The 24650-nt window shown below is 63.9% G+C and carries 24 protein-coding genes; 5 read left to right on the top strand and 19 right to left on the bottom strand.

Annotation, left to right across the window (positions count from 1 at the left end; all coding sequences use genetic code 11):
- The first annotated feature begins 11 nt into the window (after positions 1 to 11).
- From ACP2YP_RS12980 to ACP2YP_RS12970, 3 genes are read left to right on the top strand one after another with little or no spacing between them, the layout of a single operon-like run.
- Positions 12 to 1334 carry an MFS transporter gene (locus ACP2YP_RS12980; RefSeq protein ID WP_426424561.1) on the top strand — a complete coding sequence of 441 codons (1323 nt, stop codon included), beginning with the start codon at positions 12 to 14 and terminating at the stop codon, positions 1332 to 1334.
- Positions 1335 to 1337: 3 nt separating this feature from the next.
- Entirely contained in the window at positions 1338 to 1997 is a 660-nt protein-coding gene (locus tag ACP2YP_RS12975; RefSeq protein WP_426424560.1) for a sulfite oxidase-like oxidoreductase, read from the top strand.
- Positions 1998 to 2023: 26 nt separating this feature from the next.
- The gene (locus tag ACP2YP_RS12970) at positions 2024 to 3247 is read left to right on the top strand and encodes an alpha/beta fold hydrolase (protein ID WP_426424559.1); all 1224 of its coding nucleotides are present in this window, start codon (positions 2024 to 2026) and stop codon (positions 3245 to 3247) included.
- A 4-nt stretch (positions 3248 to 3251) separates the two neighbouring features.
- Here ACP2YP_RS12970 and ACP2YP_RS12965 read toward each other — a convergent pair whose 3' ends face one another.
- Positions 3252 to 4682, bottom strand: a complete 1431-nt coding sequence (locus tag ACP2YP_RS12965) for a PLP-dependent aminotransferase family protein (RefSeq protein ID WP_426426132.1) — start codon at positions 4680 to 4682, stop codon at positions 3252 to 3254.
- A gap of 100 nt (positions 4683 to 4782) precedes the next feature.
- Here ACP2YP_RS12965 and ACP2YP_RS12960 point away from each other — a divergent pair, with 100 nt between their 5' ends.
- Complete coding sequence (locus ACP2YP_RS12960; RefSeq protein WP_426424557.1) at positions 4783 to 5700, top strand: DMT family transporter; 918 nt, start codon at positions 4783 to 4785, stop codon at positions 5698 to 5700.
- Here the strand turns inward: ACP2YP_RS12960 and ACP2YP_RS12955 are convergent.
- From ACP2YP_RS12955 to ACP2YP_RS12880, 16 genes are all read right to left on the bottom strand, one after another.
- A complete protein-coding gene (locus ACP2YP_RS12955; RefSeq protein WP_426426131.1) occupies positions 5679 to 6737 on the bottom strand; it encodes a YeeE/YedE family protein in 1059 nt (352 codons plus the stop codon). The two genes, ACP2YP_RS12960 and ACP2YP_RS12955, sit on opposite strands and share 22 nt — an antisense overlap.
- Before the next feature lie 2 nt (positions 6738 to 6739).
- The gene (locus tag ACP2YP_RS12950; protein ID WP_426424556.1) at positions 6740 to 7744 is read right to left on the bottom strand and encodes a quinone oxidoreductase family protein; all 1005 of its coding nucleotides are present in this window, start codon (positions 7742 to 7744) and stop codon (positions 6740 to 6742) included.
- Positions 7745 to 7795: 51 nt separating this feature from the next.
- Positions 7796 to 9127 (bottom strand): phenylacetate--CoA ligase PaaK, encoded by a 1332-nt coding sequence (paaK, locus tag ACP2YP_RS12945; RefSeq protein WP_426424555.1) that lies wholly within the window; start codon positions 9125 to 9127, stop codon positions 7796 to 7798.
- Between the two features lie 32 nt (positions 9128 to 9159).
- Positions 9160 to 9609, bottom strand: coding sequence for a hydroxyphenylacetyl-CoA thioesterase PaaI (paaI, locus tag ACP2YP_RS12940; RefSeq protein WP_426426130.1), 450 nt, complete (start codon positions 9607 to 9609; stop codon positions 9160 to 9162).
- A gap of 55 nt (positions 9610 to 9664) precedes the next feature.
- A complete protein-coding gene (paaE, locus tag ACP2YP_RS12935; RefSeq protein ID WP_426424554.1) occupies positions 9665 to 10747 on the bottom strand; it encodes a 1,2-phenylacetyl-CoA epoxidase subunit PaaE in 1083 nt (360 codons plus the stop codon).
- Between the two features lie 2 nt (positions 10748 to 10749).
- Entirely contained in the window at positions 10750 to 11253 is a 504-nt protein-coding gene (gene paaD, locus ACP2YP_RS12930) for a 1,2-phenylacetyl-CoA epoxidase subunit PaaD (RefSeq protein ID WP_426424553.1), read from the bottom strand.
- On the bottom strand, positions 11247 to 12023 hold the full coding sequence (gene paaC / locus ACP2YP_RS12925) for a 1,2-phenylacetyl-CoA epoxidase subunit PaaC (protein WP_426424552.1): 777 nt from the start codon (positions 12021 to 12023) through the stop codon (positions 11247 to 11249). Before paaC ends, paaD begins: the two co-directional genes overlap by 7 nt.
- The gene (gene paaB / locus ACP2YP_RS12920; RefSeq protein WP_008136594.1) at positions 12023 to 12310 is read right to left on the bottom strand and encodes a 1,2-phenylacetyl-CoA epoxidase subunit PaaB; all 288 of its coding nucleotides are present in this window, start codon (positions 12308 to 12310) and stop codon (positions 12023 to 12025) included. The genes paaC and paaB overlap by 1 nt, the downstream gene beginning before the upstream one ends.
- 11 nt (positions 12311 to 12321) lie before the next feature.
- Positions 12322 to 13314 carry a 1,2-phenylacetyl-CoA epoxidase subunit PaaA gene (gene paaA / locus ACP2YP_RS12915; protein WP_426424551.1) on the bottom strand — a complete coding sequence of 331 codons (993 nt, stop codon included), beginning with the start codon at positions 13312 to 13314 and terminating at the stop codon, positions 12322 to 12324.
- A gap of 76 nt (positions 13315 to 13390) precedes the next feature.
- Positions 13391 to 14257, bottom strand: coding sequence for a phenylacetic acid degradation operon negative regulatory protein PaaX (gene paaX / locus ACP2YP_RS12910; RefSeq protein ID WP_426426129.1), 867 nt, complete (start codon positions 14255 to 14257; stop codon positions 13391 to 13393).
- A gap of 261 nt (positions 14258 to 14518) precedes the next feature.
- Positions 14519 to 15289, bottom strand: a complete 771-nt coding sequence (locus tag ACP2YP_RS12905; protein WP_426424549.1) for an esterase/lipase family protein — start codon at positions 15287 to 15289, stop codon at positions 14519 to 14521.
- A gap of 203 nt (positions 15290 to 15492) precedes the next feature.
- Positions 15493 to 16779 (bottom strand): DUF445 domain-containing protein, encoded by a 1287-nt coding sequence (locus ACP2YP_RS12900; RefSeq protein WP_426424548.1) that lies wholly within the window; start codon positions 16777 to 16779, stop codon positions 15493 to 15495.
- 113 nt (positions 16780 to 16892) lie between these two features.
- The gene (locus tag ACP2YP_RS12895; protein ID WP_426424547.1) at positions 16893 to 17348 is read right to left on the bottom strand and encodes a phasin; all 456 of its coding nucleotides are present in this window, start codon (positions 17346 to 17348) and stop codon (positions 16893 to 16895) included.
- A 225-nt stretch (positions 17349 to 17573) separates the two neighbouring features.
- Complete coding sequence (locus ACP2YP_RS12890) at positions 17574 to 18167, bottom strand: N-acetyltransferase family protein (RefSeq protein ID WP_426424546.1); 594 nt, start codon at positions 18165 to 18167, stop codon at positions 17574 to 17576.
- The gene (locus ACP2YP_RS12885) at positions 18164 to 19246 is read right to left on the bottom strand and encodes an alpha/beta fold hydrolase (RefSeq protein WP_426424545.1); all 1083 of its coding nucleotides are present in this window, start codon (positions 19244 to 19246) and stop codon (positions 18164 to 18166) included. The genes ACP2YP_RS12890 and ACP2YP_RS12885 overlap by 4 nt, the downstream gene beginning before the upstream one ends.
- Positions 19243 to 19623, bottom strand: coding sequence for a hypothetical protein (locus ACP2YP_RS12880; RefSeq protein WP_426424544.1), 381 nt, complete (start codon positions 19621 to 19623; stop codon positions 19243 to 19245). The genes ACP2YP_RS12885 and ACP2YP_RS12880 overlap by 4 nt, the downstream gene beginning before the upstream one ends.
- 161 nt (positions 19624 to 19784) lie before the next feature.
- Here ACP2YP_RS12880 and ACP2YP_RS12875 point away from each other — a divergent pair, with 161 nt between their 5' ends.
- Complete coding sequence (locus ACP2YP_RS12875; RefSeq protein WP_426424543.1) at positions 19785 to 20705, top strand: alpha/beta fold hydrolase; 921 nt, start codon at positions 19785 to 19787, stop codon at positions 20703 to 20705.
- Here the strand turns inward: ACP2YP_RS12875 and ACP2YP_RS12870 are convergent.
- On the bottom strand, positions 20702 to 21376 hold the full coding sequence (locus tag ACP2YP_RS12870; RefSeq protein WP_426424542.1) for a spermidine synthase: 675 nt from the start codon (positions 21374 to 21376) through the stop codon (positions 20702 to 20704). The two genes, ACP2YP_RS12875 and ACP2YP_RS12870, sit on opposite strands and share 4 nt — an antisense overlap.
- Positions 21377 to 21406: 30 nt before the next feature.
- Positions 21407 to 24643 (bottom strand): bifunctional cytochrome P450/NADPH--P450 reductase, encoded by a 3237-nt coding sequence (locus ACP2YP_RS12865; protein ID WP_426424541.1) that lies wholly within the window; start codon positions 24641 to 24643, stop codon positions 21407 to 21409.
- Positions 24644 to 24650 lie beyond the last annotated feature (7 nt).

Raw genomic sequence — 24650 nt, 5'->3', positions numbered from 1 at the left:
GGAGGCCGGACGTGACAGAGCAGGCAATCAAACCGGCCTCCGAGCATTTTGACGTCGCCGACGCCGAGCGCCGGATCAAGGCGATCCTGATCGGCTCGATCGGCAACCTCGTCGAATGGTACGACTTCTACGCCTATACGGCGTTCGCGCTCTATTTCGCTCCGGCCTTCTTTCCCGGCAGCGATCCGGTCGTGCAGCAATTGAACGTGGCCGTGGTGTTCGCGGCGACTTTTCTGATGCGACCGCTGGGCGGCTGGTTGTTCGGCTATATCGCCGACCATTTCGGGCGGCGGATCTCGCTGACGCTTTCGGTCGTCTTCATGTGCTTCGGTTCGTTGATCATCGCGCTGACGCCGACCTATGCGACGATCGGCCTTGCCGCCCCGGTGATCCTGGCGCTGGCCCGCGTGATCGAAGGTCTGAGCCTCGGCGGCGAATATGGCGCCAGCGCCACCTACCTGAGCGAAGTCGCCGATCCCAAGCATCGCGGCTTCTATTCGAGCTTTCAATACGTCACGCTGATCGGCGGCCAGCTCACCGCGATCATCGTGCTGCTGCTCCTGCAAAAGGTCTTCCTCACGCCCGACGAGCTCAAAGCCTGGGGCTGGCGCATCCCGTTCGCGATCGGCGCGGCGCTCGCGATCTTTGCCGCAGTGATGCGGCGCAATCTGCAAGAGACCGAGGCGTTCGAGGAAGCCAAGAAGATCGTGAAGCCGACCGGCTCAATCACCAATTTGCTGCGCTATCCGCGCGAGCTGCTTTTGGTGGTCGGCCTCACCGCCGGCGGTACCGCGGCGTTCTACACCTTCACCACCTACATGCAGACCTTTGTCAAACTGTCGGTCGGGCTGACTGAAGACCAGACCACCTTCGTGATCTTCGGCACGCTGATCTTCGCGACCATCCTACAGCCGATCTATGGCGCGATCTCCGACAGGATCGGCCGCAAGCCTCTGTTGATCTTCTTCGGCGTCGCCGGCACGCTCGCGACCGTGCCGCTTTTGATGACGCTGAAAGAGACCAAATCACCTTTCATGGCGTTCATCCTGATCTGCGCCGCGTGGCTGTTCGTCGCCGGCTACACCTCGATCAACGCGGTGGTGAAGGCCGAGCTGTTCCCGACCAATGTCCGCGCCCTCGGCGTCGGCCTGCCCTATGCGATCACGGTCTCGATCTTCGGCGGCACGGCGCCGGCGATCGCGCTCTATTTCAAGAGCATCGGGCATGAGGAATGGTTTTACTATTATCTCGCCGGCGTCATCTGCTTGTCGCTGATCATCTATTCTACCATGCGCGACACCAAGCATGCCTCCGCGATGCACCGCCACGAGTAGCTCATGGCCGACGAGACACCATCAGACAGCAAGCTGACGCGCACCAAGGAGAAATGGGCGCGCGAAGGCCGCTTCCTCACCGGCAAGATCACGCGTCCGGAAGACCAACGCCTACCGCCGGGCCAGCACCTGACCAAGGATTGGCCGGTGCTCGATCTCGGCGTCATGCCGCCCGTGTCGCGCGATCGCTGGCGGCTCGACGTCTACGGCGCAATCGAGAACCCCGTGTTCTGGACTTTTGCGGAGTTCGCAGCGCAGAAGCAGGACCAGTTCACCTCCGACATCCATTGCGTGACGACATGGTCGCGTTACGACAATGAGTGGGAAGGGCTCGCGACGCGCGAGCTGCTAGCGGCCTGCCAGCCGCGTGACGATGCGCGCTTCGTCGTGCTGCACTCCTATGACGGCTACACCACCAACCTCGCGCTCGAAGACTTTGCCGCAGAGGATGCGCTGCTCGCCCATAGCTGGTCAGGCCAGCCACTATCGGACGAGCATGGCGGCCCTGTGCGACTTGTCGTGCCGCATCTCTATTTCTGGAAGAGCGCAAAGTGGCTGCAGGCCATCGAATTTGTGACCAAGGACGCGCCGGGCTTTTGGGAAGTCCGCGGTTATCATAACCGCGGCGATCCCTGGGCCGAGCAGCGCTATTCAGCCGATTAGGTTCAAGCAAGGACGGGGGGAAGCCCATGCCGACGGAACGTTTTCAGTTTACGGGCGAAGGCGGACACCAACTCGCGGCTGCGTTGGAGCTGCCGGACGGCGAGCCCGCGGCTTTCGCGCTGTTCGCGCACTGCTTCACCTGCGGCAAGGACACGCTGGCCGCCAAGCGGATTTCCGTTGCACTTGCCGCCAAGGGCATCGCGGTGCTGCGCTTCGACTTCACCGGGCTTGGCTCCAGCGGAGGCGATTTCGCCAATTCGACGTTCTCCTCCAACGTCGCAGATCTCGTGCATGCCGCCAATCATCTGCGTGCGACCCGCAAGGCGCCATCAGTCCTGATCGGCCACAGCCTTGGCGGCGCGGCGATCCTGGCGGCGGCTGGAAAGATTCCGGAAGCCAAGGCGGTTGCAACCATCGCGGCGCCATCCGATCCGGCCCACGTCACCGGCCTCTTTAGTGAGCATCTCGACGACATCCGCGCACAAGGCGAGGTCGAAGTTTCGCTCGCGGGCCGCCCGTTCCGGATCAAGCGCGAATTCCTCGACGACATTGTCGAGCACGAGCTGATGAAGGACGTCACCGGTCTCCATAAGGCGCTGCTGGTGATGCATTCGCCTGTCGACGATACCGTCGGCATCGACAATGCAACCAAGATCTTCGTTGCGGCGAAGCACCCCAAGAGCTTCGTCTCGCTCGACCATGCCGATCATCTCCTGACGAAACCAGCGGACGCGCTTTACGCGGCAGACGTGATTGCGGCTTGGGCCAACCGCTATGTCGACACGGCAAAGCCTGCGAAGGCGATGGATCTCGCCGAAGAACCTCGCAAGGTGGTGGTGCAGGAGACCCGCAGGAGCAAGTTCAACCAGATCGTCACCGTCGGGCCGCATCATCTCGTTGCGGACGAACCGGTCGCCGCCGGCGGTGAAGATGCCGGTCCCGGGCCCTATGACTTCCTGCTCGCCGGTCTCGGCGCCTGCACCTCCATGACCATGCGCCTCTATGCCGACCGCAAGTCGCTGCCGCTCGACCGCGTCACCGTCACGCTGAAGCATTCGAAGATCTACGCCAAGGACTGCGCTGAGTGCGAGACGCGCGACGGCATGCTCGACCAGATCGAGCGCGACATCGCGATCGACGGTGCGCTCGATGCCGAGCAACGCAAGAAGCTGATGGAGATCGCCGACAAGTGCCCGGTGCACCGGACTTTGACCTCCGAAATCCGCATCGTGACGAAGGCCGTGGACTAGCGCGCTAGAAGCACGACACCATCGCCCGCACCGCTGCGCTGATCTCGCTCTCGCGCCAGGCCGCAAAGCCGAGCAAGAGACCATGATCGCGCGGCTTTCCCAGCGCCAGGCTGGACAGAGCGCGCGTTTCAACGCCTGCGTTGACCAGCCGCTTCACCGCCGCCTGATCGGCACGACCGCGCTTGAGACGGGCGACGAGCTGGATGCCACCCGACGGCACCTCGACCGCCAGCACCTCACCGAGATGACGCTCCAGTCCCTCGACGAGGTGATCGCGGCGCGCGTGATAGAGCCGACGCATCCGGCGCAGATGCGCCAGAAAATGCCCGTCGGCGATGAACTCGGCGAGCGCTTCCTGGACGTGACTGGAGGCAATCAAGCCGATATGCCGCTGCGCGATCTCAAATGTGCTGACCAGCGCCGGCGGCACGACGAGATAGCCGAGCCGGATATCGGACGTCATCGCCTTCGAGAACGTGCCGACATAGAACACGCGGCCATGGCCATCGAGTCCTTGCAAGGCCGGCACCGGCCTGCTGTCGTAATGAAATTCACCGTCGTAATCGTCCTCGACGATCCAGGTCTTGCCGGGCCTGCTTGACCTGAGAAACTCGGTGCGGCGGGCTAGCGACATCAGCCGTCCGGTCGGATGCTGATGCGACGGCGTCATGAAGACGAGTTTGGGCACGGCCATCCCCGGCATCAGCTGCATGCCCTGCTCATCCAGCCTGATGCCGGTCACGCGCGCGCCGGACGCGCGGAAGGCGGCCGCGGCGCCGGGATAGCCGGGGTCCTCGACCCAGACATCGTCACCGGACGAGACGAGCACAGCTGCAATCAAGGTCAGCGCGGCCTGTGCACTCGGCAGGATCATGATCTGGTTCGCCGTGGCGCCGACGCCTCTGCTGGTCGCGAGATAATGCGCCACCGCCTCGCGCAGGCGTGTGCGGTTGACTGGACCAAGCTCTCGCCTGGCCGCGCGCACGGCGCTGCGGCGCAGGCAGCGCGCCCACACCTCGTTCGGAAACTCCCTGAAATCGCCATGCCCCGGACGCAACGGCTTGAGCGGGGCCTGATAGGACATCGGCCAGTCCGTCTGCTTGAGCTGCGAAGCCCAAGGCGAGAGCTGCGGCCTGGCGGAGCGAACGCGCGAAGCGACGGCGCCCGCTCCTTCGATGCGCTCGGCACCATCGACCGTCACCACAGGACGACGTCCGTGCGACGCCTCCAGATATCCCTCGGCGGCGAGTTGCTCGAACGCGTAGGTGACGGTGTTGCGCGAGACGCCAAGATCGCTCGCAAGCCGGCGGCTCGACGGCAGCGCGCGGCCTTTGCCGAGGCGGCCGGTCGAGATCAGGCTTCGGAGCTGGATGGTCAGCTGGGCCACCAGCCCTTCTTCGTCGGCCCGGTTCAGATCGATCACGCCGGAGATCATGCTTTCCGAAACTGGCACCTTATTCCTTCCTAATCTGGCACTTTTTCCGGTGCCAGCCGAAATGCTATCTCGCAGACCACACCGCTTCAAGGATTCCGCGATGAACTCTTCCCTGTCTCCCCGCACGGCCATCGGCCTGTTCCTCATCGTCGTGCTGGCCTGGGGCGTAAACTGGTCGATAACGAAGCAGCTCGTGCAATTCCTTCCGCCACTGTGGACTTCAGCGATCCGGAGCTGGATCGCACTGGCCGGATTGTTCGTGATCCTCGGACTGAGCAACAATCTGGTGATCCCGGAGCGGCGCGATATTCCAGTGGTCCTGAGTGTGGCGGTGCTGCACATGACGGTGTTCTCGGTCCTGGTTGCGGCCGGCGTGCGCTTCCTGCCGGCGAGCAAGGCCATCGTGCTCGGCTACACCACGCCGCTCTGGGTCGCGATCGCAGCACCCTTGCTCGGGAAGGACACGCTTACGGCGCCAAAACTCGCAGGTGCGCTACTCGGGCTGATCGGCCTTGCCGTGATCCTGAACCCGGCATCGATCGACTGGACCAACACCGACGTTGTTCTCGGCGCCGGCATGGTGATCCTGGCCGCGATCTCCTGGGCCGCAAACATCATCTATATCCGCGCTCATCGCTGGATCGCCTCCCCGCTCCAGCTCCTGATCTGGCAGGTGCTCGTGGCAACGATCGTGCTCACAGGGTCGGCGCTGATCACGGATGGCCTGCCGCACACGGAATGGTCGTGGAGGCTCGTGCTGCTGTTCCTGTATTCCGGCCTGATCGGGACCGCGCTGGCCTATTGGGCGATGTCGATGGTCAACAAGAGCATCTCGGCGCTGACGACCTCGCTCGGCACCACCGGCACGCCGCTCGTCGGCATCGCCAGTGCGGCAATCCTTTTGGGCGAGCCCATCGACATCAGTCTGGCCGTTGCGGCCGGGCTGATCATCGCCGGCATTGGTCTTGCGACGTTGGGCGACCGGCTGCTGCGCCGTCAGGCGACCGCGAGCGGCTGAACACGCAAGCTTCCGCGCAGGCCTGCCGCCGTGCCAAGCAGGATGCCGGCAACCGCAATGAACGAGCCCAGCGCGAGCGTCGACACGCCCGTGAGCCCCTGCCCGATCGAGCAACCGAACGCCATCACGCCGCCGATCCCCATCAGCGCGGCGCCCCCGGCCGATCGCAGCATGTGGCGTGGCGAGGAATAGCCTTCGAGATGGAAGCGGCCCGTGATGAGCGCAGTCACCAGACTGCCGGCAAAGACTCCGGCAACGGTCGCGATGCCGAAGTTGAGCGTCAGGCCGGTCGAGAGCATCGCGTATTGCAGGCTATCGGCGATTGGCGCGATGAAGGTGAGCGATGTCACCGGGACCGGGTTAAAGTCGTCAGCACCGAGATAGCCGGTGACGTACCAGCCGCCGGCGACGAGCAGACCGACGATGGTGCCCGCCGCGATCTGGCCGGGGGAACGGCGGAACGCTGGATGGGCGAAAGCAAACAGGATCAGTGCGACGACGATCGCCGCTGCGGCCAGTGCGCGCGAAACGGCTTCACCGATACCAAGCATCGCCAACAGTGTAGGCAGCGAATTGGCGCTGACAGTCGTTTGAGAAGCCTGGACCAGCGCAATGCGCGCCGGCGCTATCAGGCCCTTGAGCGTCATCTGCGCGGCAATGGCAAGCACGATCACGACGACGAAGGAACGAAGATTGCCGCGGCCGAGCAGCACCAGCGCGCGCGAGCCGCAGCCGTTCGACAGCACCATGCCGTAGCCAAATAGCAGGCCGCCGAGAAACAGCACCGGCGCCGAGAAGGTCTGTTGCAGGTAGATCGACTTGCCGAGATCGATGATGTCATTTGCGGCGAGGAATTGGGTCGCGGCAATCGCCACCGCGACCGCCAACGCATAGCTTCGCACCAGCCGCCCGTCCCCTTCCGCCAGCCATCCGCGCATGCTGCTCATCAGGCAGAAGCCACTGAGCAGTCCGACGGCGCCATAGACGAGGCCGATGACGAGGCCGGCGAGGATGGCGAGTTGGGCGGGAGACTCCATCATTACGGCTTCAGGATCACGCGATCCCGCGAGGAGCCGGCGACCGCAACGTAGGCTTCCTTCGCCCGCTCGAGCGGATAGATCGCATTCGCCTTGATCGGGAACGGCTTCAGCTGGCCGCCTGCAAAGCCCGGCCCGAGATCGTGCAGCACGGCGCCCGTTGCGACCGACGACAGCCCGAGCGTGTCGATGCCGACATAGGTGTGCTGTCCGCGATAGAATTCGAGGATGTTGAACTGCACGATCCGGTCGATCGCGGCGATCAGGATCTGGCGGCCGCGTAGCGCGAGCGATTTGTGCGCGGCCTGGAAATAGGGATCGCCCACCGTATTGAAGACGATGTCGGCGCCTTTGCCGCCGGTCAATTCGCGCATGCGTGTGGCGACGTCGGTTGCGGAAGCGTCGATCACCTCGATCGGCGCATTGCTGTGGCCTTCATAGGCTTCCGCCTTGCGCACCACGCCGACGACGCGCGCGCCCTGCCAGGTCGCGATCTGCACCGCGGCCTGGCCGACCTTGCCGTTGACGCCAAACACCAGCACGGTCTCGCCGGGCTTCGGAATTCCGGCGCGGCGAAAGCCTTCCATGGCCGTGACGAAGGGCACACCGATTCCGGCAGCCTCCTCCCAGGATACGCTCTTCGGCTTCTCCACCACCGCATCAGCTTCGACAACGAGATGGCTCGCGTGCGTGCCGTCGCGGCGGATGCCGAGATCGCCGGAGGAGCCGAACACTTCGCGGCCGACCGTGCCGGCCGGACCGTCGATCACGACGCCTGCATAGTCACGTCCGGGCGTACGGGGGAACACGGCATAGGGCATCAGCCCGGTGGCAGCCTTGACGTCGGAGGGGTTGACGGCCGCAGCCTTCACCTCGATCAGGAGATCGTTCGGGCCGCGCGTGAGCGTATGACGCTCGACGCCAGGTGCAACTGCAGCGGCGTTTTCGGCCTTGGCATTGAGGCGCACGCAGCGTGCTTCAACGGATTTGGTATTGGCTGGCGACATGGAAAGACCCGCGATTTCTCGCGGGCCTTGTCGCCTTTGGGGGCGGTCAAGTCAATCCTTCGGCCGCTTGTCGTAGAGCCGCTTGGCCTTGCCGAGCGAGCGCTCCAGCGTGGCCGGCGCGACCACCTGCACCCTGGAGCTGATGCCTATGGTGTTCTTGATGTGCGTCGAGACCCGATCGGCATGGTCGACAAGACCCCTTCCGTCCCAGCTCTCGGGTCGTGCCTCTGCGATGATGGTCAGCTCGTCCATCCGGCCTTCGCGGGTCAATTCGAGGATAAAGTGGCCGCCGCACCAATCGGTCGCGAGCAGCACCTCCTCGATCTGGGTCGGGAACAGATTGACGCCGCGCAGGATGATCATGTCGTCCGAGCGGCCCGTCACCTTCTCCATCCGCCGCATGCCCGGCCGTGCCGTGCCCGGCAGCAGCCGTGTCAGGTCGCGGGTGCGATAGCGGATCACCGGAAAGGCTTCCTTGGTGAGGGAAGTGAAGACCAGCTCGCCCTTCTCGCCGTCGGGCAGCACTGCGCCGGTCTCGGGGTCGATCACTTCGGGATAAAAATGATCCTCCCAGATATGGAGACCGTCCTTCGTCTCGATGCATTCCTGCGCGACGCCGGGCCCCATGACCTCGGAGAGGCCGTAAATGTCGGTTGCGTCCATCTCAAAGGCGTCTTCGATCTCGGCGCGCATCGCGTTGGTCCAGGGCTCGGCACCAAAAATGCCGACCTTGAGCGAGCATTGGCGCGGATCGAGCCTCTGGCGCTTGAACTCGTCGAGGATCGCCAGCATATAGCTCGGCGTCACCGTGATGATATCAGGGCGGAAGTCGTTGATGAGCTGCACCTGCCGCTCGGTCATGCCACCCGAGATCGGCACCACCGTGCAGCCGAGCTTTTCGGCGCCGTAATGCACGCCCAACCCGCCCGTGAACAGGCCATAGCCATAGGCGTTGTGGATGATCATGCCGGTGCGGCCGCCGGCCGCGCGGATCGAGCGCGCCATCACCTCCGACCAAGTGTCGATGTCGCGCTGGGTATAGCCCACGACGATCGGCTTGCCCGTCGTGCCGGAGGACGCGTGTATGCGCACCAGCTTTTCACGTGGCACCGCGAACATGTTGAAAGGATAATTGTCGCGAAGATCCGTCTTCACCGAGAACGGAAATTTCGCGAGATCAGACAGCTCACGAAAATCAGACGGATGCACGCCGGCCTTGTCAAAAGCCTTGCGATAATGCGCGACGTTGTCATAGGCGTGCTTCAGCGACCAGGCCAGCCGCTGCGTCTGCAACGCCATGATCTCGTCGCGTGACGCGCGCTCATGCGCGTCCAACTCGGCCCTATAGACGTGGCCGCCATCCTTCAGCTTCGTCGAAGCCATTCTCGTTTCCCCACATTGATTCGTTCTTGTCTTTATTGATCTTGCGTCGGCAGCCACGTGCCGGGAATGACACGCGAATGCCCACGAAATTCGGCGATAACGATCTCGCCGACGGTGACGCGCACGTCGTACATACCGGAGCGGCCGCCACGGGTGACTTCCGTCGCTTTTGCGACGAGGCGATCGCCGAGCTTGCCCGGCTTGATGAACGTGATCTGGCCCTGTGCGGCCACCACACGATCGTTATGTGAGTTGCAGGCAAAGGCGAAGGCGGAATCGGCGAGCGTGAAGATGAAACCACCGTGGGCGATGCGCTGGCCGTTGACCATGTCCGGCCGCACCGTCATGGCGAGCGTCGCGAAACCCGGACCGACCTCGACAATCTCCATGCCGAGACCTTTGGAGGCATCGTCCTCCGCCCACATCGCATCGGCGCAGGCTCGGGCAACATTTTCAGGCGACAGGGCGGCTTTGACGTTCACGCGCTTCTCCCGGCGAAATGCTTGTTCACGATGTTCTGCTGGTTGGCCAACACTGTCAAACGTGGTCGTAATCGACAACGACCCGCTCCGACGATGGCTTGGCCTGGCAGGTGAGAACAAACCCCGCTTTCAGCTCCCAGGGCTCCAGCGAATAGTTGAGGTCCATCGGCGCCTCGCCCTCGACCAGTTTTGCGCGGCAGGTCGAGCACATGCCGCCCTTGCAGGCGAAGGGCAGATCGACGCCAGCGCGCAGCGCTGCATCGAGGATCGCCTCGTCCTCGGCCACCGGCACGTCGCGGCGCTTGCCGTCGATGATCAGGGAGGCGATCGCCTTCGGCGGCGCATCGAGCGCAACGGCTTTCTTCGGCCGCGGCTTGCCGCCGAACTCGGAGACAAAGCGCTCGACATGAATGCGATCATCGGCAATGCCAATGTCACGGCAAGTCGCCTCGATCTCCTCGCTCATGCCTGACGGACCGCAGATGAAGACGTGGTCGACGCTTGTCGCAGGCACCAGCGAACGCAGCAGCACCCTCACCTTGTCGCCGTCGAGCCGGCCATGCAGGATCGGGATGTCCTGCTCCTCACCGGAGATGACGTGGAAGATCGAGAGGCGGTCGATGAAACGGTCCTTCAGCTCCTCGAGCGCCTCGAGGAACATGATGTTGTCAGTCGCGCGGTTGCCGTAGAACAGGAAGAAGCGGCTGTCGGGCTCACGCGCCAGCACACCCTTGACGATCGACAGGATCGGCGTGATGCCGGAGCCTGCAGCAAAGCCGACATGGATGCGCCCCGCTTCGGCCGGCGGGACCACGCCAAAACGTCCCGTCGGCGTCATCACATCAAGCTCGTCGCCGCGCTTCAACTCGTCGGCCGCCCAGCTCGAGAACGCGCCGCCGTCGACCTTCTTCACGGCGATGCGGATTTCGCCGTCATCGGGGCCGGAGCAGATGGAATAGGAGCGGCGCACTTCCTCGCCGTCGAGCATGGTGCGGAGCGTGAGATACTGGCCAGGACTGAAAGCATAGTCGTCGGCAAGTTCGCGCGGGATGGCAAAGGTCATTGAAACGGCATCCGACGCCTCGCGGCGGAGATCGTCGACGGCCAGGCGATGGAAGCGCGGAGCAGCTGCTGACATAGTCAATGACACTTGAAATAATCGAAGGGTTCGCGGCAGGCTTTGCAGCGCCACAGCGCCTTGCAGGAGGTCGAGCCGAATTCGGACAGCAGCTCAGTCTCTCTTGAATTGCATTGCGGGCACGTGACGGCCTGCTCGCCGAACAGCGCGCGGCGCGAGTGCGAGGATTGCGGCGGCGCGATGCCGTAGGCGTGCAGCTTCCGGCGTCCCGCTTCACTCATCCAGTCGGTGGTCCAGGCCGGCGACAGAACGGTGCGCACTTTTGGCTCGCGGAAGCCAGCGCGCTCCAGCGCGATCTCGATTTCGAGCGCGATCATGTTCATGGCCGGGCAGCCCGAATAGGTTGGCGTGATCGCGACCTCGACGTGGTCGCCGTCGAGAACGACATCGCGGAGTACACCGAGATCGGCGATGGTCAGCACCGGAATTTCGGGGTCGACAACGCTCGCTGCCGCGTCCCAGGCGCGCCGGCGCAGCTCGCTGTCACGCTCCAATACCGTCACCATGTCTGCCCCGGAAAGGTGCGCTGCATCGATTGCAGCTCGGACAGGAGGTGACCGAGATGCTCGCTGTGGCGGCCTGCGCGGCCGCCCTGTTGCATCCAGTCGTTTTGCGGCAAAGCCAGCGTGGCCTCGTCGACAACATCAGAGAGCGTCGTCATCCAGCGGCCACGCAGGGTGCCGGGATCGACAGCGATACCCGCATGGATCAGCGCGCGTTCACCTTCATCGACGGCAAACATCTCTCCCGTGAAGGCCCAGAGGTGATCGATGGCGGCCTGCCCCCGTTGATGGCTCTCGTCCGTGCCGTCGCCGAGCCGGATGATCCATTCCGAGGCGTGGCGCAGATGATAGGCGCTTTCCTTCTCCGACTTCGCGGCGATCGCCGCGAGCGTCGCGTCGCGCGAGGTCATCATGGCGCGCCAGTAGAGATCGACGAAGGCGGAATAGAAGAACTGCCGCACCAGGGTCTGGGCGAAGTCGCCATTGGGCTGCTCGACCAGCAGCAGATTGCGGTACTGCCTGACGTCGCGCAGGTAAGCGAGCTTGTCCTCGTCGTTGTCCTTGCCTTCGGTCTGGGCGGCGTAGGTGTAGAGCTCGCGCGCCTGGCCGATGAGGTCGAGCGCGATGTTGGAGAGCGCCATATCCTCTTCCATCATCGGCGCGTGCCCGCACCATTCCGACAGCCGGTGGCCGAGGATCAGCGCATCGTCGGCGCGACGCAGCGCGTAGAGCACCAGTGGTGTTTCCGAGACCTGGATGTTGGCGGCGGGCATCACATGTGCCCCACTTCTTCCGGCACCTCATAGAATGTCGGATGCCGGTAGATTTTGGACTCAGCCGGCTCGAACATCATGCCTTTCTCGGCGGGATCGCTTGCGGTGATCGCGGTCGACGGCACGACCCAAATCGACAGGCCCTCGCCGCGGCGGGTGTAGATGTCGCGGGCCGCTTGCAGCGCCATGGTGGCATCGCTCGCATGCAGAGAGCCGACATGCTTGTGCGCGAGCCCGTTGCGGCTGCGAATGAAGACTTCCCACAGCGGCGTGTTCGGCGTGGCCATTCTTGATCTCCCTATTCCGCAGCCTGGGCGGTCTGACGCTGCGCGCGCTTCGCCGCATAGGCGGCAGCGGCCTCGCGCACCCAGGCACCCTCGTCGTGCGACTTGCGTCGCGCGGCCATCCGGTCTCGGTTGCATGGGCCGTTGCCGGCGAGCACCTGCTTGAACTCGGTCCAGTCGATCTCGCTGTAGCGCCAGTGACCTTCCGCATCCTGGGTCATGCCGGGATCGGGGATGGTGAGGCCGAGATATTGCGCCTGCGGCACGGTGGCATCGACGAACTTCTGGCGCAGCTCGTCATTGGAGAAACGCTTGATCTTCCACTTCGTCGACGTGTCGCTGTGCTGGCTGGTGGCATCCGGCGGGCCAAACATCATCAGCACCGGCCACCACCAACGATCCAGCGCATCCTGCGCCATCGCCTTCTGCTCGTCCGAGCCGCGGCACAGTGTCAGCATGATCTCGTAGCCCTGGCGCTGGTGGAACGACTCCTCCTTGCAGACGCGGATCATCGCGCGCGCATAGGGGCCATAGGAGCAGCGGCACAGCGGGATCTGGTTCATGATGGCAGCGCCATCGACCAGCCAGCCGATGGTGCCGATGTCGGCCCAGGTCAGCGTCGGATAGTTGAAGATCGAGGAATATTTCGCTTTGCCTGCGAGCATGGCGTCGACCAGCTCTTCGCGCGAGGTGCCGAGCGTCTCGGCCGCGGCATAGAGATAGAGCCCGTGGCCGCACTCATCCTGCACCTTGGCGAGCAGCGCGGCCTTGCGGCGCAGTGTCGGTGCGCGCGTGATCCAATTGCCTTCGGGCAGCATGCCGACGATTTCGGAATGGGCGTGCTGGGAGATCTGGCGGGTGAGCGTCTTGCGATACGCCGCCGGCATCCAGTCGTTCGGCTCGATCCGCTCTTCGGCATCGATGCGGGCCTGGAACTGCGCGGACTTGGCCGTGTCCTCAAGACAACGATCATCGGTCTCGGCCGTGTTCAGCGCCTGGGTATACATGCGCATCCTCCCGTTTGATTGGGAGATAATATATAACAGAAATTACTTCATGCAAGATATTTCTGTAACATATAGATCAGGTGCCAAATCTCCTTTCCAGCAGCTTCCGCGCCGGCGGCAACGCCCCCTTCTCGTTGGTTCCATGGCTATCAAGCCATTGTTCGGACGGCGCAAGCAGTGCGCGATAGATCTCACCGCAGAGTTCTCGCGCGGCCCTGCCCGGCCAGTCGGCCGGCAGCAGGCTCTCGGGCAGCAGCGGATCGCGCAGCACGACGCGGCGGTAGTCGTGGATCAGCAGGATGCGCGCGGTGAAGGCATCGGCCTCGGACAGCTCCGTGCCGCGCGCAAGCGCGGCGCGCAGCGGCTCGAACGTCTTCATGAACTTCAGATAGGCGTCCGCGGTGCGCTCAAGCGGCCAGCTCGCGCTGAGCAGGCGACGGCCACTGTCATCCTCAGCCGAAACTTCAAGTCGGATGACACCTGCAGCTTGCTCCGGCACCGGAACACCTGACGGAGCGACCCAGACACCCGGCAGCGGGCTGCCGAAGCCGGCATTACGCAAGGCTTCGCGCGAAGCGTCGCGGTCCTCGCCATTGCCGATCAGCAGCAGCTCGAAGCGGCCGGTCCAATCCGACGGTGGCGGATCGTAGATGTGGCGCGTTGCGGCCTCGAACGTTTCTCGGCCCTTCTCGGCAAGACGATAAAAGCTGTTGCGGCCGACCTTTTCGCGCGTCAGCCAGCCATCGGCAGCGAGGCGCGACATCGCGGTGCGCACCACGCCGGCATCGATGTCGAGACTCTCGAAGAACGCCAGCAGCGTGCCGAGCCACACCGAACCGCCGCGCGGCACGATGGCATCGCCGAACATGGTGATGACGATGGAGCCGGTGCGTGACGGCTCACGCTTGAGCTGGTCGATGATGCGAGACAACGGATGCGCCATGCGCGAGGCATAGCGCGATTTGTGCGGGCGCGACAATGGACGGGAACGACAATGCGAGAGCCGGGCTCGATCCTTCGAGACGGCGCTTCGCGCCTGCTTTTCCTCTTCTCCCTCTCCCCGTTCCTACGGGGAGAGGGTTGGGGTGAGGGGCTGCTTCAGCAATGACAGTAACAGAAGGACTCGCGGAGACTCCCCCTCACCCGGACCGCATCTCCGATGCGATCCGACCTCTCCCCGCAAGCGGGGCGAGGTGAAGAAAAATCACCGATGCGGATCGGGATAGGCCAGGCTGCGCCAGCCGCCGCGGTCGAACGGCTGCCACGCGCCTTCCTTCTGCGCAAGCCGATCGGCCACCGCATAGACCGCGGCCGGATGATGACCCATGCCGCAATGGCTGCTGTCGACCTCGATGCTCTCGGTTTGCGCGCCGGTCTTCTCCATGCAGCCCTGCCAGGCGCAGACACCGTCGGTGCGGCTGAAGATGGCGGTAGTCGGCACCGGCGGGGGGGCGGCGAGGTCGCCGCCGAACTGCGGATCGACCTCGTCGGACTTCCGGCCGCTCGCCCATTCATAGACGCGCCAGGCATTGGTCGAGCGGGGATCGCCGGCAAAAGGACTACCGAGCGTGATCACCTGGCGCACGCGCTCGGGCATCATCTTGGCGAGCTGGCGTGCATAGAGGCCGCCAAGGCTCCAGCCGACCAGGCTGATCTTGCGGCCGTGCTTGTCGCTGAGCTCCTCGACCAGATCGACCATCGCATGCTGCACGCCCTCACGCAGGCCGTAGTTGCGGCCCTGGCGCCAGCCGCTCGCCGCATAGCCTTTGCTGGTCAGAAACGAGCGCAGTACGCGCGTGGATTCGTCGGAGGCCACCAGGCCCGGCAGCACCAGCACCGGATGCCCGTCGCCGCGCGGCGCGAGGCTCAGCAGCGGTAGCGCGCCGAGGAATGCGCCGAACTCGTGGATCGCGCGCCCTTCCAAAAACATCAGAGTACGGGATGGCGGACGCAGCGTCTGGGAAGTAGCGGTCATCAATAGATCCCCTGGGCAAAAATTCCTGGAAAGCCCGCCGGCCGCGAAGCCGGTAAGTGGGCATGAATTCCAATACGCCGGCTTCTTGAACGTTCCGCAGCGCAACATGAATCAGCTAGGCGGCCGGTTCCGCACATTCAAGCGGGAGAGACGCAAGGCGACAATAGGCCCGCACGCTAATGCTAACGAGCGTGACGCAAAAGTCACAGCAATCGGAGCAGGAATTCTACGGAGTAGAGCACAAGACCGGCGAGGCCGCCGATCAGCGAGCCGTTGAAGCGGATGTATTGCAGGTCGCGGCCGATGTTGATTTCGATCAGCGAAATCAGCTGCGCCATGTCCCATGCCTTGACCTGGTCGGAGATGAAAGTGGAGACGCCACTCTTCTGATCGGCAACGAAGCTGCGCAGCACCGTCACCAGACCCTTGTTGATCTCGCCACGCAGCTCGGCATCGCCGGCGAGCGCATCGCCCGCCGAAACGAACATTCCGGCGAGATGATGCTGAAGCACCTGCGTCTCGCCGGACGCACTGCGCTCGATGAACGAGCGCGTGTTGGCCCAGACGGTGCGGGCGAGATCGGCAAGCTCGGGACGAGCCAACAGATCGCGCTTCAATCCGTCGATACGGTCGATATAGGCCTGGTCGGTGCCGAGCCGGTCGACGAAGCTCAGCACCATGCGGTCGAACTCGCCGCGGAACGGATGCCTGGGGTCGCTGCGCACCTCATTGAAGAACGCGGTGGCGGACGACACGATCTTGTTCACCAGAAACTTATCGGCGCGGTAGAGCCTGAGCAGGGTCGGCAATTCCGCGCGCACCTTCTCGCGGATCATCGCCATCGTCTCTTTCTGGTTCAGCGTCTCGTGCATCACGCGCAGCAGATCGTCGAACAGGATCTGGTGCCGTCCCTCCGCCACGAAGCCGCGCAGCGTGCCGGCGGCGAGCGGCGCGAGGTCGACCGCCTGCAGCTGCGAGGACATGCGGCGGATGATGAAGGTCATCAGGCCCGAGCTTTCGGTTGCCGAGACCGCCTCCGGCAGCAAGCGCAGCGCGAAGCGCGCAAGGTCATCGCTGCGCTTGCGGTCGCGCAGCCAGTCGGCGACGAAGGAGCCGAAATCGATCTCATTCAGCTTGGCCTCGACGGGACCTGGCTCGAGGAAATGGACCTGGATGAACTCGCCGAGCTTGTCGGCGATGCGGGCCTGGTTGCTCTGGATGATCGCAGTATGCGGGATCGGCAGGCCCAGCGGCCGCTTGAACAGCGCCACCACGGCATACCAGTCGGCGAGCCCGCCGATGGTTGCGGCCTCGGCGAAGGCGGCGATGAAGCCGAACGCGGGATGCAAGGGCAGCAGCCACTTCGCGACGATGAACAGCAGAAGGGTCGAGGCCAGCACCAGCGTCGCCAGCACCTTGACGCGGCGCAGCTCGGCCGCGCGTTCGGCATCGCCAGGAGTGTCGAAGGCAAAGGTGGCGGGTGGAGTCATCACTGCATCAACCTACTCGTCATTGCGAACGAAGCGAAGCAATGACGCCAGCGCAAAAACAAAAGGCCCGCCGAAGCGGGCCTCAAATTTCAGTTTGTACTCAGGGCGCCAGATCAGGCGGTCTTGTTGTAGACCTTGGCAAAGTTGTCCTGAGCGGACTTCGCACCGTTGGTGGCGAGCTTGCCGAAATAGTCGGCGGTCGCCTTGGCGCGCGAGACGAACGTTTCGCCGCGGGCGCGGAGCAGGCTCGCCTGGATTTCGACGGCTTCGCTGACCGACTTGGCGGACGCGAGCTTGTCGATGCCCGAGAAGAACGCCTCGGCGTCCTCGTAGATCGCCTGCTGGATGTTGCGGCTGATCTTGCCGGCTTCAGTGACGGACTCGGTCACCGCGCTCTCGACGGCGGCGGTCACGCGCTCGGAGCCAGCGAACACCTCGGCAGCACGGTCCTTGGCGGTGTTGGCAGTCTTCTTGACGAATTCGCGGGCAGCTTCGGGAACTTCCAGGTTCTGGATGTTCTTGAAAGCGTCTTTGAAGCCCTCGAAAGCGGGGTTGGTTTCGGTGGTCATTGGGGGGTCTCTCCATCCTCATTGCGTTGAGCTATGGGCTCACCCCGTCCGGTTGTGGCCCGGGGCACGGCTTATATGGCATAGTTAATTGTGCGATGCAACATCTTAGTGCACTGCATCATCACGAAATAGTGAAGTGCCTTTATGGCGGGCAACCTGCCGCTTTTGCGGTCCGCCTACTGTGCATGGGGTTGAATTGCACTTTTTGGTGCGGGCCGGCATCGCTCAGTGCTGAACGGCGCCAGGCAGCCCATAGGCCTCCATCTGGGCCTCGACCTGCGCGATGTTGTGGCCGAGCACGACGATGTCGTGGGTCTTGCCGTCGACGTCTCGGACATGCTCCCGCAGCAGCGCCTCGGCTTTGAAGCCGAGGCTCTCGAACAGCGCGATCGCCGCCTGCTGATCGACCGTCATCTGGACCGAGAGCTTTTCCAGCCCCGCCCCTAGTGCGAGCGCAAAGGTCTCCTGCGACAGCGCCTTCCCCACCCCCTTCCCGCGCTGGTCCTGCGACACCACCATGCGGATCTCGCCGACATGGGGCGACCAGGAATGCGGGTCGCGCACCAGCGTGCCGCAACCCACGACCTTGCCGTCCCTCACCGCAAGCAGGCTCGTGATCGCGCCGCGCTCGATCTCCTTGACCCAGGCGGACAGCACCTTTGGCTCACTGATATTGCGCGGCAGGAACAACAGGTCGTGGGTCGGCAGGCCCTTGCCGAAGGCGAGCACTGCGGCTTCGTCTGCAGGCGACATCAAGCGGATCTCGATATCGCCCGCCTCGGTCTTGATGTGACGCGGATAGGCACGCTGCTCACTCATGTCGATCTTGTCCCCAGCCAGGAATCCAGTTTCGGCCATAACCGCTTCACCGCGTTGGCGCCGGCGACCAGCGAGACGTGACCGCCTTTCAGCATCACTTCTTCCTTGTCGTCAGATCCGATCTTCGCGATCAGATGCTTTGCGGCCTCATACGGCACGATGTGATCGTGCTCGGCGACCGCGTGCAGCATCGGCACCTTGATGTTCTCGAGCTTAGCAGGCCGCCCGCCAACCGACATGGTATCGTTGTAGAGCTTGTTATCCCACATCAGGTCCTTGGTGATGGTGCGGAAATACTCGCCCGCCAGCGGCAGCGTGTCGGTCGCCCAGCGGTCGAACATCCGGTACGACTTCACGAACTCGTCGTTCCAGATGTTTTCCCAGAGCTGGATCTGGCTGACCGTGCGCGAAGCCGGGCGCAGCATCTCGAACGACGACAGGATCATCTCAGGCGGCACGTTGCCGACGCTGTCAACGAGACGGTCGACGTCGAAATAGCGGCGGTCTGAGAAATTGGAGAACAGCTTCATCTCGCGGAAGTCGATCGGCGTGGTGAAGCAGATCAAATTCTTCATCGGCCCGTCCGGGAAGATCGAGCCGTAGAGCAGCGACAAGACGCCGCCAAAACAATAGCCGATGACCGAGACGTCCTGCTCGCCGGAATCGGCCTGCACGCGGCGGACGCAATCCGGGATGAAGTCGAGGACATAGTCCTCCATCCGCAGGCTCTTCTCCTCCGGCCGCGGCGCGCTCCAGTCGAGCATGTAGACGTCGTAGCCGCGCGTGAGCAGGAACTCGATAAAACTCTGGCCCGGCACGAGATCGAGGATGTAACCGCGGTTCGTGGTCGCCATGACGACCAGCACCGGCACGCGGTAGATCTCGTCCGACATCGGCCGATAGTGGTAGAGGCTCATCGTGCCGCGCGAGTGCAGCACGTCCTTCGGCGTCGATCCGAGCGTAGGACCGGAGGTCGAGAAATATTCGACGCCCTTGATGCTGCGCTGGATCGCGCGCTGCACTTCGGACTGGATGCGCTCCGGGATGGCTGCGAAATCAAGTCCCGCGGGCGCGTTCATTTTTGCGCTCCGCCCTCGGATGGCGGACGTTTTGTGCGCGGCGGCCGCGGTGCGGCGCCGATTGGCGATCCACTTGAATTAGCCGACATCTGGCTCAGCATCGTCCTGATCTCGCCGAGCTGCCCCTCGATCGACTGCAGCCGTTCGGCAATGCCGGTCATCTGCTCGCGACTGGGCAGGTTCATGGAGAGCAGGTACTTCTCCATGAGTTCGCTGAACTGTTTCTGAGCACCCGCAGCAGCGCCGCCGGCGCGATTCATGGCTTGCGAGAATTCAGGCGTCTCCATCGCCTTGGTGGCGAAGGAGTTGAACCCCTTCTCCATGTCGCCGATCATCTTCTGCCACAAGGCGACTGGATCTGTGATCTTGTCGGTCATCAGCGTCCTCCCGATGTGGAGGGCTTGTGCCCTTCTTTTCCCGCCATACCACACCGTTGCGGGGTGCCGGTCAACCGGCAAGCGGCGGTCGGGCACATGGCTTCTTCACAAGAGGAAACCGTGCGATACAGCAATGATCAAGAGATCGAGGGAACACGCCCGTGACCGCCTCCGCCCATCAGCCGCCCCGGACCCTCCGCGCCAACGGCATCGACATCTGCTACGAGATTTTCGGCAACGACAATGCCGAGCCGCTGCTGCTGATCATGGGACTCGGGGCGCAGATGATCCATTGGGACGATGCGTTCTGCGAGCAGCTCGCCGCACGCGGCTTTCGCGTGATCCGGTTCGACAATCGCGACATCGGCAAGTCGAGCCATCTCGCTGGCGGCAAGCGGCTGACACCGCTCGAACTGCTCAAGCTTCGCTTCCTCAGGATTCCTGTTGCCGCCACCTATAAGCTGATCGACATGGCCAAGGACACGGTCAGCCTGATGGACGCGCTCGGCATCAAGTCGGCGCACCTGGTCGGGGCGTCCATGGGCGGCATGATCGCGCAGGAGGCGGCACTGTCGTTTCCGCAGCGCGTACGCTCGCTGACCTCGATCATGTCGACCACCGGCAATCCGCGCGTGCCGCCGCCGACGCGGGAGGCCGCGGCCATGCTGATGGCGCCGCCGCCGCGCAGCAAGGAGGAGTTCATCACCCGCTTCGGCCAGACCTGGAAGGTTTTGCGCGCCGGCTCCTTTCCGGAGGAGGAAGCGCTCGATCCAGGCCGCGCCGAACGTGTCTTCGCCCGCGGGCTCAATCCGGCCGGCGTCGGCCGGCAGCTCCGCGCCGTGCTCGCCTCCGGCAGCCGCAAGGAACGGTTGCATGGCGTGAGGACGCCGACGCTTGTGATTCACGGCACCGTCGATCCGCTGGTGCATCCCGAGGGTGGCAAGGACACGGCTGAGTCAATTCCGGGTGCAAAGCTGCTGATGATCGAGGGCATGGGCCACGCGCTGCCGATGCGGTTCTGGCCGGAAATCGTCGGCGCCATCGACAAGCATGCACATGGTGCGGCGGCGAAAGCAGCTTAGGCCTTCTTCGCGATCCAGATCACGTGGCGCGCGCCGCCGCCCCTGCCGGTGGCGCGCACATTGATCTCGTTGACGTCGAAACCGGCGCTGCCGAGGCGCTTGGTGAATGCGGGGTTCGGTCCCGACGACCAGACAGCGAGCACGCCGCCCGGCCGCAGCGCCGTCTTCGCCGCCTTCAACCCGTTCGCACTGTAGAGTGCGTCATTGCCCTTTCTTGTCAGCCCCTCCGGCCCGTTGTCGACGTCAAGGAGAATGGCGTCGAAGGCCGAGCTCTTCGCCCGGACGATTTCGCCAACGTCGGTCTCCCGAATGCTCACCCTGGCATCATCGAGACTGTCGCCGAAGACCTCCGCCATCGGGCCTCGCGCCCAGCCGACGACCGCCGGCACGAGCTCGGCGACCACGACCTTCGCCTTGCTTCCTAGCACGGTGAGCGCCGCGCGCAGAGTAAAGCCCATGCCGAGGCCGCCGATGAGGACGACGGGCTTGGCAACCGCCTCGATCTGCTTCGCCGCAAGCGTTGCCAGCGCGGCTTCAGAGCCCGACAGGCGGTTGTTCATCAGCTCGTTGGTGCCGAGCTTGATGGAGAACTCCTTGCCCCGCCGCATCAGGCGGAGCTCCTCGTCGGAGCCGGGGATTTTGGCGGTGTCGATCTTTTCCCAGGGAATCATGCGACAGCTTTAGCACGACCGGACGAACAATCAGCCACCCGCCCAAACGTCCAGCACATAGCGGTTCTTCGCGCCCATCTCCTCGATCCAGCGCGTCCCCGCAGCCGCATCGCTGCCGCTCTTCTCGCGATGGATCGCAACCAGCGCCGCCTTCACATCTGGCTCCATCTTGCTGCCATCGCCGCAGACATAGATGATCGCGCCTTTCTCGATCAGCGGCCAGACCTTGTCCTTCTGCGCGGCGAGGACGTGCTGCACATAGGTCTTCGGTCCGTCCGCGCGCGAGAACGCGGTGAAGAGCTCCGTGATGCCGCTGGCTGACAGCGTCTTCAGTTCATCCGCATAGAGATAATCCTGGTCGGGATGGCGGCAGCCGAAGAACAGCATCGCCGGCCCAAGGACAGCACCCTTGGCCTTGCGCGCGGAGCGCTCCTGAAGGAAGCCGCGGAACGGAGCCAATCCCGTACCCGGACCGATCATGATGATCGGCACGGATGGATCATCCGGGAGCCGGAAGCCGGCCTTGGTCTCGCGCACCGTCGCGTAGACCGTATCGCCCGTGCGGCGGTTGGCGAGATAGTTCGAGCAAATCCCCTTGTAGACGCCGCGCCCAGAGGCGGCCGGCCCTTCTACCACGCCGACCGTGACGCTACAGCGCGTCGGATCGACCGATGGCGAGGACGAGATCGAGTAGTAGCGCGGCGCCAGCAACGAGAGCATCTCCAGATAGATGTGGAACGGCAATTCGCAGGCCGGATATTCGAGCAGCAGGTCGAACACGGATTTGCGCCTGGCCAAAATCTCGCTGCGATAGCGCTCGAGCGGCCCGGCCTCCTCGCCGACAAAGGCCAGCAGCTTCGGCTTGGTGACCGGGCAGCGCGTGTGCTCGGCCATGATCTGGGTCTGCTTTCGTGTCGCGACCTGCTGCAACTCGACGAACTCGCTGAGCAGGCGGCCGACCGACACGGCATCGCCGACCGGCAACTGCGCGCGGCGGCCCTCAGTGACCCGAAGCCTGATCTGGTCGGCCGGCAGGAAACCGAACCGGCGGGCCACTGAATCCACCAGCGTCGGATCGTTGCGTGGAACCACGCTCAAATGATCGCCGACCCGGTAGGTGACATGAGACGGAAGCTGCACCTCGATATGACGGGTCGAGCGCTCGGACGGATTGGCGCCGGACTTGTTCTGGAGCTCGTCATTGACCAGCATCTTCATCGCCACAGCGCCACCCTGGGCAACGATGGTGTTGACGGCGGTCACCGCCACCGGCTCGATCGCGTAGAGCGGATCGTCCTCCGCAGTGCGGGTGAAGTTCCAGTCGATGCCGAATTCCTTGGTCGCGACCTGGGCGGCGGCCGGGAACCACTTCTGGAATTGTCCGTCGAGATCGCTGCGCGCATCGCCCTCGCCGCGCGGATAGATCGCGCGCGCGCCATGCGCCGACAATTTCTCGTCGATGAAGCGCGGCACCGATTGATAGGTCGCGGCCCAATCGCTGTTGCCGCAGCCGAACACGGCGTAGCGGACATTGGCGAAGGCATCCTTTGGCAAGTCGTCGCCGAGCCATTTGACGAACTGCGTCGCATTGTCAGGCGGCGCGCCGTTGTAGGAGGCGCAGATGATCAACACGCCGCCCTCTTGCGGCAGCTTGCCGACGTAGTCATCGAGCGGTCCGAGATGCACGGCAAAGCCGTTGATCTCCGCGAGGTCGGCCATGCGCGTCGCGAGCTCCTCGGCCGTGCCGAGGTTGGAGCCGTAAAGAACCAGCATCGGCGTGTTGTGGCCGGGCCGCGTGGTTGGCTGACGTGGTGCCTTCGGTGCCGAAGCCGCGGCCGCAACGGGCCCGCCATAAGCGCCGCGCTCGCGATCCGCACGCGGCCGCACCTTGATCTTGAAGCCCTCCGGCTTCATCGTCAGCGTTTCCTTGAGGTGTATCTGGTAGCGCTGGTGATCGATCAGCTTGAAGCGCTGGAGGATCATGCCGAGCGCGAGTGCAGCCTCGTGCATGGCGAAGCCGCGGCCGATGCAGGCGCGCTGGCCGTTGCCGAACGGCTTCCAGGCATTGACCGGCCGCTTGGCTTCCGCCTCGCGGCTGAAGTTTTCGGGATCGAAAGCGTCGGGATTGGGCCCCCAGACGCTGGGGTCGCGATGCAGCGCCGTCACCAGGATCGTGGTGAATGTCCCTTTCCTGAGCTTGTACTTGCCGCCGCCGAGGGTCTCGTCGTTCAGAGGCGAGATGCCGTAGGCCGGCGCCGGCGGCCACAGCCGCAGCGCCTCCTTCAGGATCTGCGTGATGTAGGTGAGCTGCGTCACCTGCTGATAGGTCGGCTTGGCATTGACGTCCGGGCCGAAGACGCGGTCGACCTCGTCATAGGCCTTCCTAAGAATGTCCGGATGCTTGAGCAACGCATAGAGCGTGTAGGACAACAAGCCGCTGGTGGTCTCGTGGCCTGCGATCAGAAACGTGTTGATCTGGTAGCGGATGTTGACGTCGTCGAGCTGCTCGCCGGTCGAGCGATCGACGCCGGTCATCATCGCAGCCAGCATGTCCTTCTTGTCGTCAATCCCTTCGGCGCTCTTGCGGCGCTCGGCGATGATCTCGTCGACCATCTTGTTCATGAAGGCGACGTCTTCGCCCAACGTCTTCCGGCGCTTCTGCATCCAGAGCTGCTCGAACGGCAGGCCGCGCGTCATCATGATGGTTTCGAGCGAGCGCACCAGCGACTCGACGAAGGGATGGTAATCGCGCCGGTAGAATGAGTTGAAGCGATAGTCGAAACCGCACAGGCCGATCGTGTCGAGCGTCAGCGCCGTCATGTCGTGGACGACGTCGATTTCGTCGTCGGCGTTGAGCCGCTCCCATTTGTTGACGAGCTGTTCGGCGATATCGACCATGCTCGGGTGGTAGGACTGCATGGCGCGGTTGCCGAACGGCTGCAGCAGGATGTTGTGCGCCTTGCTCCAGTTCGGCTCCCTGGTGTCGGCCGTGAACAGACCGTCGCCGCCGACCGCGCGCACGCGGCGCAGTGCACCGCGCACCGTCTTGTCGAAGCGCTTCTCATCGGAGAGCTCGTCGACGAGATCATGGCCGGAGACGACGACGATCGGCGACCCCATCATGTCGAGCCAGAAGATCGGGCCGAGCTCCTTGGCTAGCCGCGTCAGGTGCTGCACCGGCGCGGCCGAGTCCAGCGACAGCATGTTGCCGACCACCGGCTTGGTCGGCGGATGCGGAATCGGACCCAGACGGTTCTTCGATGACATTGCCAGC

This window comes from Bradyrhizobium genosp. A, assembly GCF_049949275.1.
Lineage (GTDB): Bacteria > Pseudomonadota > Alphaproteobacteria > Rhizobiales > Xanthobacteraceae > Bradyrhizobium.
This window is presented reverse-complemented; position numbering and strand designations above follow the sequence as displayed.